Here is an 8,540-nt window from a genome sequence, read left to right on the forward strand (position 1 = left end):
CCGGGGTTCATCTGGCGGATGCAATCCGAGCAAGGAAACGCAACCGATATTCCGTATAACGACGACCCGTTCATGATCTCCAACCTGTCGGTCTGGGAGTCGATCGAAGACCTGCAAGCCTTCACTTACAGGTCGCAGCACATTCGAGTTTTCCGCGACCGCAGGAAATGGTTCCAGAAGATGGACCTGCCGCACTATTGCCTGTGGATTACCAGCGAAATGGCTCCACGGCCGAGGCGTTCTGGTTCAACGAGCCTTACCCTGCGCCGGCGGGCGACTTAGTTCCAGCTTGACCGCGAGGCAGTCCAGGAATCTATTGGTAACTCTGGCCTTCGTCGTATTTGGAGGTCCGGGGATACTTATCGTCTATGTGCCGGCATGGATCACCCGCTGGCAGATTCCACCCGGGAGTTGGCCGTTACGCGCCATTGCCTGCATACTCTTTGCGGTGGGCTTGTTGCCGCTGGGCGAATCCATCGCCCGATTCTTCTGGGCTGGACAAGGAACGGCATCGCCGAGCCATCCGACGGAAGTATTAGTCGCCACCGGCTTTTATCGATACGTAAGAAACCCCATGTACATCGGGGTGTTGGTCCTGATCGCCGGACAATGCGTGCTCTTCCGCAGTGAGTCTCTATGGATCTATCTCGGAATCGTTACGGTCGGGTTCGAGTTGTTCGTGCTGTTCTACGAGGAGCCGACGCTCCGCAAGAAGTACGGCGCGTCGTACGAGGAATACTGTCGCAACGTCCGCAGATGGATACCGCGCCTCAAAGCATATCGAGAGCCGCGCGAATCTCCGACGCCGAGTGCCCATCCCCCACGCGCTCGCACGCCGTAAGACCGCGCTCGTACAGCTCGCGGGCCTCCGGTTTCCGGCCGAGTTTCTCCAGCGTCTGGCCGCCGTGGAAGTATCCGGCCACATAGTCCGGAGTGTGGGCCAGCAGCGCTGTGAACTCGGTCATCGCAGCCTCGAGTTGGGTTGAATTTACGTACTCCATCGCTAATCCATAGCGCGCAAACGAGTTGCTGGGGTCTTGCTCCAGCATGGATTTGAGTGCTTCCTCGCGTTTCGATGGCATCACGCTCCAGTGTAGACGGAAGCGCGGGCGACCCTCCCTTTCGGTCGGGCTCAGAGTGAAGGACTCCGGTTGAGGCGCGATCGTTTTTATCCTGTTCATCCGCGTGCATCCGCGGCTAATGGTTTTGGCTGGATGTTTTTAGGCCTGCCATAGACTTGAACGATGGATGGAAAGTACGTCAGGGAATCGTACTCGGAATATTCTGAGCTCGCGCTGCCCAACGACGCGAACGGCCTGGGCAATCTCCTGGGCGGCAAAGTGATGCACCTCGTCGATCTCGCCGGAGCCATGGCCGCCATGCGCCACTCGCGGACGCCGGTCGTGACCGCCAGCGTCGATCATATGAACTTCCTGAGGCCGGTGCGGATCGGCCAATGGGTGCGTCTCTCCTCGGCCGTCAACCGCGCGTTCCGAACGTCGATGGAAGTCGGCGTCAAGGTGTTTGTCGAAGATCTGATCCGCGGTGAAATATGGCACACCTGCTCGGCGTACCTGACCTTCGTCGCGGTGGATATCCACTCCGTTCCGGTCCATGTGCCCGCGATCATCCCTGAAACGGACGACGAAAAGCGGCGCTATGAACAAGCCGGCGAACGCCGCGAATACCGGCTCGCGCTACGGAAGCGCCAGCACGCTAGCCCGCCTCGTCCTTATACATGTACTTGATGTTGGGCTTGAACAGCAGCAGATTCGGCTCGCCGTCGCGATTGATCTTCAGACAAATCTTGTCGTACCACTCGATCACGCCGCGCAGCTTCTCGCCATCGTGCAGCACGAACACCATCGGCGTCTTTGTCTGCATCTGCTTGAGGTAGTAGAAGTTCTCCGCGTTGGTCTGGTCCGGCGGGATGGGCTTCTTCTGGGCCGCGGCTTTACGTGGAATAGCGGTCGGTTCCTTCATCTCAGTGAAAGGGCGATTGAGCTTGCGGTTGGCGGACTCCACGGGGGCCTTTCCGATCATTGATATCACATTGGTTTGCGGCAAGGCAACCTTATTAGTTGGAGACGGTTATATTCGCAGCTTGGCTCGTCACCGTTCCGATTGTGATCAAAACCGGATACGTTCCGGCGGCCATTCCCGCCGGAATGACGAGGTTTGCCTGCCCTAACCCGACATAACCCGGCGCCATCCCCAGGAAATCGATTGTCATCGCCTGGCCGTTGATCGTGGCGGAAACCGGCGTTGCTGTTGGGAGACTGAGCGGAGACGCAGGCGCCGCGGCCCCGTCGGCGATCGCCGGGCTAACCGGCCCGAGACCGGTAAGGTACACGATCACCACAGATCCCGGTTCCGCGCCATTCGAGGTGCTATTGACGGTGTACGCCGGGTAATTCAGCGCCGCAGCCTGCGTTCCGGCCACGAAAGTTCCCGGCCCGGTTTCCACGACATTGAAGGTGGCGGCGGCCGAAGTGCCGTATGCGTTGGTGACGGTCATGGTAGCGGAGCCGGCCGGTGTCTCATACGGCAACTGCGCGTTGATCTGGGTCGCCCCCGCGTAATAGAGCGGGATCGCCGTGCCGTTTACTTTGACGGTAACTCCGGATAGAGAGGTCGTAAGCGGAACGGTAGATGCGCCCGCTGAACTGCAGGCGAAATCCGTTCCGAAGATCGAGATGATCCCGCCGGGAGCAACGGCCGTCGCCAGATAACTGGCCGCGTTCGTCACGCCGCCGGAAGCGACCGCCGGCGCCGCGCCCGTGCAGCCGAGGATGGAAAGAAACGCGTCCGAAGAGCCGCCCCCATAGGCCTGGTGGTCCGTGGCGGCGGTAACTGGAAAGTCGTTGCTCGAAGAGGCCGTGATTCCGTCCACATAGATGTTTCCGGAAGTATCGACGGCTATGCCGCGGCCAACGTCGTCTCCGCTTCCGCCCAGGTAAGTGGAGAACAGAAGCGACGTTCCGGCATTGTTGAATTCGGAAATGATGACATCCAGTCCGCCACCGTTTGTTGATTGGACAGCATCAGAGGTGACGGGGAAAACGATACTATCGGTGCTACCGGTGACAAATATGTCTCCGGATGCGTCGAGAGCGATCGCGTTCAAAACGTCCGCTGTGCCCGTGCCGAGGTAACTGCTCCAGACACCTTCGGCGGGGTTGCTGGACAAAACAAAGACGAAGCCATCCGAGGTCCCTCCCTGATAGATCGTTTGATATGCGAAATCACTTACCGGGAAATCCGTCGAGCCTGTTGTGCCCGCGATATAGACGTTATCGTCGGTATCGAGCGCAACCGCATTGGCCACATCATCGCTGGAACCGCCTATGTAAGTGATGAAGTAGAAGGTGCTGGCCCCCGTGGAAGTATCGTAAGAAAACGACGTCGCAAATGCGTCTTCCCCGCCTCCCAATCCCTCCTGGAAAGCGTTGGTGGTGTTGAAGTTCGTCGACGTGGTTGAGCCAACGACGAAAATTTGGGAGTTCGAATTTACCGCCACGGCATTCGAGTAGTCATTGCCGGGTCCTCCCATGTAAGTGGCGAAGCTGAAGGCTCCGTTCGTATCCATCGAGACTAGATACCCATCGTAGCCGCCGCCGTTGTAATCCTGCAGATCATTCGCATTGATCAATGCTCCGTCGGAGGTGTAGTTCAAGAAATCCGTCGAGTCGGTGTCGCCGACTATATAGAGGAGATCATTCGGACCGAGCGCGATTCCGAGCGCCTCATCGCTCGCGCTGCCGCCGAAATACTCGCTCCAGACCGGCGTGGTCACGCCCGCTTGAAAGCCCAGGGCGATCGCCTTTTGCAGTCCGAACTCCGTGGTTTGTATGTTGATGCCCGTACCCACTTCGATGACGGGAAAATCAGTCGACGTCGTACTACCGACAACGAAGAAATCGCCCGCGGCGTCCACCGCGATGCCATTGGCCAAGTCATTACCCAAAGTTCCCCCGATGACGATGACAGTCGGCACGCCACTCGGAGGAACGGCAACCACAAACACATTCGAGTTGCCAATCTTAGTCGAGTAAGTCAATCCGGCGACAAACGTGTCGCCCCGGCCGTCGATACCTATGGCGTGCGCTTCATCGGTGTTGGCGCCGCCCAGGTAAGTCGAATAGACCAACGCGGGATCGATGGTCAGCGGCAAGGACGGGTCGTAAACGCCAAGTGCAAACCGGATCGTATTCCCGTTGAGTACCGTCCGGCTGGAAATCTCCCGTCGCGCGCCATTGATCATCTGGTACGCGACCGGCTTGTGTTGTGTCCACCGGCCATCTGCGGTTGCAATGACAAGATCGCCGGCGGAGTCTTGCTTTACGCCGCTCGCTCCCTCGATTCGTATGGCGATCTGTTGCGGATCGGAACGCGGGGCAATCTGAAAGTCGTATTCGAGCCGCCCTGCCTGTCCGTGCCAGTCGAGCTCGATACCGGGGTAAACTCCGGCATTCCGGACTCGCGCGAACAGCGGCACGTCCATGCGCCACTGACTTCGATCGGAACCCACCATTTCGCTCAACGTGCCGGCATCCCCCTCGGCCGTTAAGGATGATTCCGGGTTCGCATCGACGGCCCGGAACCGGACGGTGGCCGAACGCGTGATAACGGAAGCCACACCGGGGCTGATCTGGATCGCGCTCCCGAAATGCCGAGCCTGGTAAAGATCGCCCGAAGGCTCGAAACCGATTGGAAATGAGGGGATCTGGTGGACCGGCGCGGTTTCCGCTCCGGCTAACACGGAGGAAAACAGATAGGCCACCGTTAGTCTTAAATACGGCACTTCTCTCATTCTGCCAATCTCATTCTTCGGCCCTTGCAGAAATGACGCGTCGGAATGGCGAATTCGGCACCCCGAAATGCGTCTGCGCTAATAAAGATTGTTAAGTACCTTGCCGGCCTGCAGCGCAGAACTCGATGCTGAGTATCCACGGAGATCATTCACCAGCGGATTGACCTCGAGCTGCAGCGCCTCTGCCACGAGCCGGTCGAACGGAACGAGCACACATGGACCCGCGGGATCGTCCAACGCCTCGATCAGCGCCTCACGCGCAGCGGAAGGCAATCGGCCCTTCTCGCCAAGGTAAGTCCGTTCAACCAGGCCGATCGACGGAATATGGATGAGGTCGCCGCCGGTGGTCGCCGTTGTTAGCGCCTCATGCGCAGCCGACGACAATCGCTCCGTTTCGCATCGATCGGGCACCCTCAGCCGAAAACGAGTCTCGGTTGCAGTCCCTTGGGGTGTTCATCGTCGGGGACGCATATCGGCATTGTGGCTGGTGGCGCGCGTACACATCACGAATGCCAATGGGCGTAACATGAAGGCATGAGCACCACACCAGTCCGCCCCGGCACAACGCCTGCAGAAGAGGTCGAATTCGTCACCGATCATCTGGCGACGTATGAAGACGACAAAAAGGACACCGTGGACGCTCTCGAAGCGCTGGCGAAAATGCAGCGCAACCTCAAACACCCTGTTCCGCATTGAAGCCGGTTCGCTTCACCAGACGGGCCGAGACGGAAATCGAGCGGGCCGCTGCTTGGTATGAAAAGCGTTCTGAAGGGCTTGGCGAGAAGTTTCTGGGCCGGGTAAAAGAGGCTGTTCAAAGCATCGCGATCAATCCGCTTGGCTACGCCGCTGGTGTCGGCGGCGCGAGGCGGTGTCTGGTTCCACGTTTTCAGGATGCGCTCTACTTCATGGTCGAGCCCGATGAAAGTATTGTCATTGGCTGTCTCCATTCGAAGCGCAACCCAATTCTTGCGAAAGAACGTGCGCTCGGTGTCAGGCCTATTGATCCTTCCTGAGTATCCGGTATTCGAATATCCCCCGCTTCGCGTCACCCCGCCTCCTGCGTTCCTTGATGTACTGCGTGCTGAGATATTCATCGCTGGCATAGGGCTCGAATGGCTTTCCAAGCTGGGTGCGGTAGTCGGCGTATGTTAGTGCTCCGCCTTCGAGGTCTTCCGCCTGGCGCGCGGTGACGCTGCCATTCATGACCCGATTGATGAAGCGGGCTTTGGTCTCAAGCACCTGCCACATATAGGCGTCGAATGATCCTTCGGTGACATAGCGATGGATCTGGATTTCTGGATTATCATTGCCCTGCCGGAGAATTCTTCCCTCGCGCTGCTCGATGTCCCGCGGCCTCCATGGGGCGTCAAGATGCGCGTACACATCACGAATGAGCCGAGTGTAGCCGCTAACTCGCTGCAGTTGGAAGATGATCCGCGCAGGCTACGCGCTATCAGTCACTTAACCTGGCGGAGGAAGAGGGATTCGAACCCCCGAGCGAGTTACCCCGCTAACGGTTTTCAAGACCGCCGCCTTCAACCACTCGGCCATTCCTCCGACAGCTATTCTAGCGGATACCGAACAGAGTGACTACGAAGGGTTTACTGCGGAGGCGCTGTAGGAGCGTCCTGCCCTGCCGGAGGACCGCCCGGTCCGCCCGGACCACGCCGCTGCATCATCTGCGCGCGCATGGCTTTGTATTTCGTCTGTTGGTCGGGATTCAGTACGGCCATCACCTTGGCGTCGGTATCCTGACGAATGCTCTGCATCTTGGCCATGCGATCCTGACCGGCCAGCGAACTATCTTGACGGATAGCCATCTGCTGACTGCGGGCTTCCGCCAGAATCGGGCGGAGCTGGTTCACCTGGTCGGCACTCAGGCCCAGTTGGGCCTGCATGTGCTTCACTTGCGTATCGGGATCTTGGGGCGCCCAGCGGCGGCCGCCGCCCTGTCCGGCTCCCATCGGCGGTTGCTGCCCCTGCGCATCATCCTGCGCGAAGGCTACCGCACTGCCGAAGCCGCTGAGCGCGACGGTGAGGGCGAGCGTTGCTAGTTTCTTGTTCATTTTCGGTTCCCTTTCTCGGAATCTGACTGTAAAGACGACCCGCTGCGGCTTCCGTTACCCGGAGGGCTAGTTAATCTTCGTTAAGCCGCGGGGCCAAGGCGCACCTCAGGCGTTTCCGCTTCGAGTATAGGACGTTCGTCCTCGGCGATCCTTCCTTCGGTGGGAACGCGCGCGTAAAACGCCTCCCGGCACCACACGGGACTTCCGGGGTCGCGGGCCTGCACGCACACCAAGGCAGGCTCTAGTCGTTGATTTCTGCGATCGCCAACTTCGCCGCGAAGTAGCCGCACAACCCATGCACGCCGCCGCCCGGCGGGGTTGAGGACGAGCATAAGTAGAGGCCTTTCCTCGGCGTATGATAGAGCGATCTCGTAGGGCGCGCGATGAACTGGTTTACGTCCATCGATCCACCGTTGATATCTCCACCCACTAAGTTGGCGTCGTGTTCTTCCATCACGCCGGGTGGTCGTACGCTGCGAGCCAGGATTGTCCGGCTGAATCCGGGGGCGAAGCGTTCAATCTGGGCTTCGATGCGCGGCGTCATGTCGACCGTCGATCCGTTCGGCACGTGGCAGTAGGCCCAGGCGGTATGTTGGCCTGCCGGCGCGCGCGACGAGTCGAACAAGCTTTGCTGGGCGAGTAAGACGAAGGGCCGATCGGGCGCGATGCCATCCCAGTTCTCGCGTTCCGACTGCGCAATCTCCTCTAAGGATGCTCCGAGATGAACGGTGCCGGCCAGCGCGCAGTCCGGCGATCGCCATGGGATGGGCGCGCTAAGTGCGTAGTCTACTTTGAACGCCCCGGGACCGTAGTGATACTTCTCCAACTTACGACGATAGCTTGCCGGAAGTTCATCTCCGGCGATGTGCAGCAGCTGGCGCGGAGTTATGTCGCAGAGTAGTAAGTCGGCATCGCGCAACTGGCGAATTGAGTCTACGCGCGTGTTGATCGCGATTCGGCCGCCCAGGGACTCGAAGTACGAGGCCAACGCATTCGCAATCGATTGCGATCCCCCCTTCGCCATCGGCCATCCGACGCCGTGTCCAGCCAGTCCGAGTACCCATCCGAAAGCGCCGGAGACCGGCGAAGTTAGCGGCAGGATCGAATGCGCTGCCATCCCGGCGTAGAGTACACGGGCGCGTTCGGTCCGGAAGAAAGTCTTGGCGGTAAGTAGCGCCGGTAATGACGCGATGAGTCCAAAGCGGGCCAGCAATAACGGATTACGAGGTACTCGAAGGATCGGCGCGAAGAGCATCCGCATCAATTCTTCCCAGTGTTCGGGGAGCGAACCGACCGCGCGGCGATAAGCCGGTCCGTCTTCGCCCAGCAGTTCCGCCGTCTTCTCGACGGACTTGAAAAGGACCGCGGCATCGCCGTTGAGAAGCGGGTGCGCGAGGGGCGCGGCGGGATGGATCCATTCCAGTCCGTGCTGCTTCAGCGGGAAGGTCTTGAACACCGGCGAACTTGCGGCCAAAGGATGAATCGCCGAGCAGATATCGTGCGTGAAGCCGGGCAACGTTAGCTCGGCCGATCGCATGCCGCCGCCGATTTCCGGCTGCGCTTCCAGAATGGTCGTGGCGAAACCGGCGCGCTGCAGCAGGATCGCGGCCGTTAATCCATTGGGACCCGAGCCGATGACGTATGCGGACTTTACAGCCATC

Annotated in this window: 12 protein-coding genes and 1 tRNA gene; 5 read left to right on the forward strand and 8 right to left on the reverse strand. The window is 59.5% G+C overall.

Features of this window, described 5'->3' with window-relative positions; translation table 11 throughout:
- Together H1Y01_RS03680 and H1Y01_RS03685 are read left to right on the forward strand one after the other, a co-directional pair.
- Nucleotides 1-282 (forward strand): DUF3291 domain-containing protein (locus H1Y01_RS03680; protein WP_180538890.1); only part of this gene is annotated, 282 nt, incomplete at its 5' end.
- Between the two features lie 34 nt (nt 283-316).
- Complete coding sequence (locus H1Y01_RS03685; RefSeq protein ID WP_180538892.1) at nt 317-841, forward strand: methyltransferase family protein; 525 nt, start codon at nt 317-319, stop codon at nt 839-841.
- On the opposite strand, the gene H1Y01_RS03690 is transcribed toward H1Y01_RS03685, so the two are convergent.
- The gene (locus H1Y01_RS03690; protein ID WP_180538894.1) at nt 771-1,082 is read right to left on the reverse strand and encodes a hypothetical protein; all 312 of its coding nucleotides are present in this window, start codon (nt 1,080-1,082) and stop codon (nt 771-773) included. The genes H1Y01_RS03685 and H1Y01_RS03690 overlap by 71 nt on opposite strands.
- Before the next feature lie 162 nt (nt 1,083-1,244).
- Here H1Y01_RS03690 and H1Y01_RS19685 point away from each other — a divergent pair, with 162 nt between their 5' ends.
- Entirely contained in the window at nt 1,245-1,748 is a 504-nt protein-coding gene (locus H1Y01_RS19685) for an acyl-CoA thioesterase (RefSeq protein ID WP_180538896.1), read from the forward strand.
- Here the strand turns inward: H1Y01_RS19685 and H1Y01_RS03700 are convergent.
- The 3 genes from H1Y01_RS03700 to H1Y01_RS03710 all read right to left on the reverse strand — a co-directional run bounded on the left by H1Y01_RS03700 (nt 1,717) and on the right by H1Y01_RS03710 (nt 5,197).
- Complete coding sequence (locus H1Y01_RS03700; RefSeq protein ID WP_180538898.1) at nt 1,717-2,043, reverse strand: RNA chaperone Hfq; 327 nt, start codon at nt 2,041-2,043, stop codon at nt 1,717-1,719. The two genes, H1Y01_RS19685 and H1Y01_RS03700, sit on opposite strands and share 32 nt — an antisense overlap.
- Before the next feature lie 34 nt (nt 2,044-2,077).
- The gene (locus H1Y01_RS03705) at nt 2,078-4,813 is read right to left on the reverse strand and encodes an SBBP repeat-containing protein (protein WP_180538900.1); all 2,736 of its coding nucleotides are present in this window, start codon (nt 4,811-4,813) and stop codon (nt 2,078-2,080) included.
- A gap of 78 nt (nt 4,814-4,891) precedes the next feature.
- On the reverse strand, nt 4,892-5,197 hold the full coding sequence (locus H1Y01_RS03710; protein ID WP_180538902.1) for a hypothetical protein: 306 nt from the start codon (nt 5,195-5,197) through the stop codon (nt 4,892-4,894).
- Nucleotides 5,198-5,347: 150 nt separating this feature from the next.
- Between H1Y01_RS03710 and H1Y01_RS03715 the strand changes: the two genes are divergently transcribed.
- Together H1Y01_RS03715 and H1Y01_RS03720 are read left to right on the forward strand one after the other, a co-directional pair.
- Nucleotides 5,348-5,509 carry a hypothetical protein gene (locus tag H1Y01_RS03715; RefSeq protein ID WP_180538904.1) on the forward strand — a complete coding sequence of 54 codons (162 nt, stop codon included), beginning with the start codon at nt 5,348-5,350 and terminating at the stop codon, nt 5,507-5,509.
- Nucleotides 5,506-5,826, forward strand: a complete 321-nt coding sequence (locus tag H1Y01_RS03720; protein WP_180538906.1) for a type II toxin-antitoxin system RelE/ParE family toxin — start codon at nt 5,506-5,508, stop codon at nt 5,824-5,826. Before H1Y01_RS03715 ends, H1Y01_RS03720 begins: the two co-directional genes overlap by 4 nt.
- Here H1Y01_RS03720 and H1Y01_RS03725 read toward each other — a convergent pair.
- The 4 genes from H1Y01_RS03725 to H1Y01_RS03740 all read right to left on the reverse strand — a co-directional run bounded on the left by H1Y01_RS03725 (nt 5,810) and on the right by H1Y01_RS03740 (nt 8,539).
- Nucleotides 5,810-6,196, reverse strand: a complete 387-nt coding sequence (locus H1Y01_RS03725) for a hypothetical protein (RefSeq protein WP_180538908.1) — start codon at nt 6,194-6,196, stop codon at nt 5,810-5,812. The genes H1Y01_RS03720 and H1Y01_RS03725 overlap by 17 nt on opposite strands.
- An 84-nt stretch (nt 6,197-6,280) precedes the next feature.
- Nucleotides 6,281-6,370: transfer RNA gene (locus H1Y01_RS03730), tRNA-Ser, on the reverse strand.
- A gap of 44 nt (nt 6,371-6,414) precedes the next feature.
- Nucleotides 6,415-6,879, reverse strand: coding sequence for a hypothetical protein (locus tag H1Y01_RS03735; RefSeq protein ID WP_180538910.1), 465 nt, complete (start codon nt 6,877-6,879; stop codon nt 6,415-6,417).
- Nucleotides 6,880-7,120: 241 nt separating this feature from the next.
- Nucleotides 7,121-8,539, reverse strand: coding sequence for a phytoene desaturase family protein (locus H1Y01_RS03740; protein ID WP_180538912.1), 1,419 nt, complete (start codon nt 8,537-8,539; stop codon nt 7,121-7,123).
- Nucleotide 8,540 lies beyond the last annotated feature (1 nt).

Origin of the sequence: Nevskia soli (assembly GCF_903970205.1) — a bacterium.
In the GTDB taxonomy this organism is placed as follows: Bacteria; Acidobacteriota; Terriglobia; order Bryobacterales; family Bryobacteraceae; genus Bog-113.

What these genes read in the sequence shown, in the direction of transcription:
- H1Y01_RS03690 (WP_180538894.1), bottom strand. Translation starts at nt 1,082, where the DNA reads ATGCCATCGAAACGCGAGGAAGCACTCAAATCCATGCTGGAGCAAGAC.
- H1Y01_RS19685 (WP_180538896.1), top strand. Translation starts at nt 1,245, where the DNA reads ATGGATGGAAAGTACGTCAGGGAATCGTACTCGGAATATTCTGAGCTC.
- H1Y01_RS03700 (WP_180538898.1), bottom strand. Translation starts at nt 2,043, where the DNA reads ATGATCGGAAAGGCCCCCGTGGAGTCCGCCAACCGCAAGCTCAATCGC.
- H1Y01_RS03705 (WP_180538900.1), bottom strand. Translation starts at nt 4,813, where the DNA reads ATGAGAGAAGTGCCGTATTTAAGACTAACGGTGGCCTATCTGTTTTCC.
- H1Y01_RS03715 (WP_180538904.1), top strand. Translation starts at nt 5,348, where the DNA reads ATGAGCACCACACCAGTCCGCCCCGGCACAACGCCTGCAGAAGAGGTC.
- H1Y01_RS03735 (WP_180538910.1), bottom strand. Translation starts at nt 6,879, where the DNA reads ATGAACAAGAAACTAGCAACGCTCGCCCTCACCGTCGCGCTCAGCGGC.
- H1Y01_RS03740 (WP_180538912.1), bottom strand. Translation starts at nt 8,539, where the DNA reads ATGGCTGTAAAGTCCGCATACGTCATCGGCTCGGGTCCCAATGGATTA.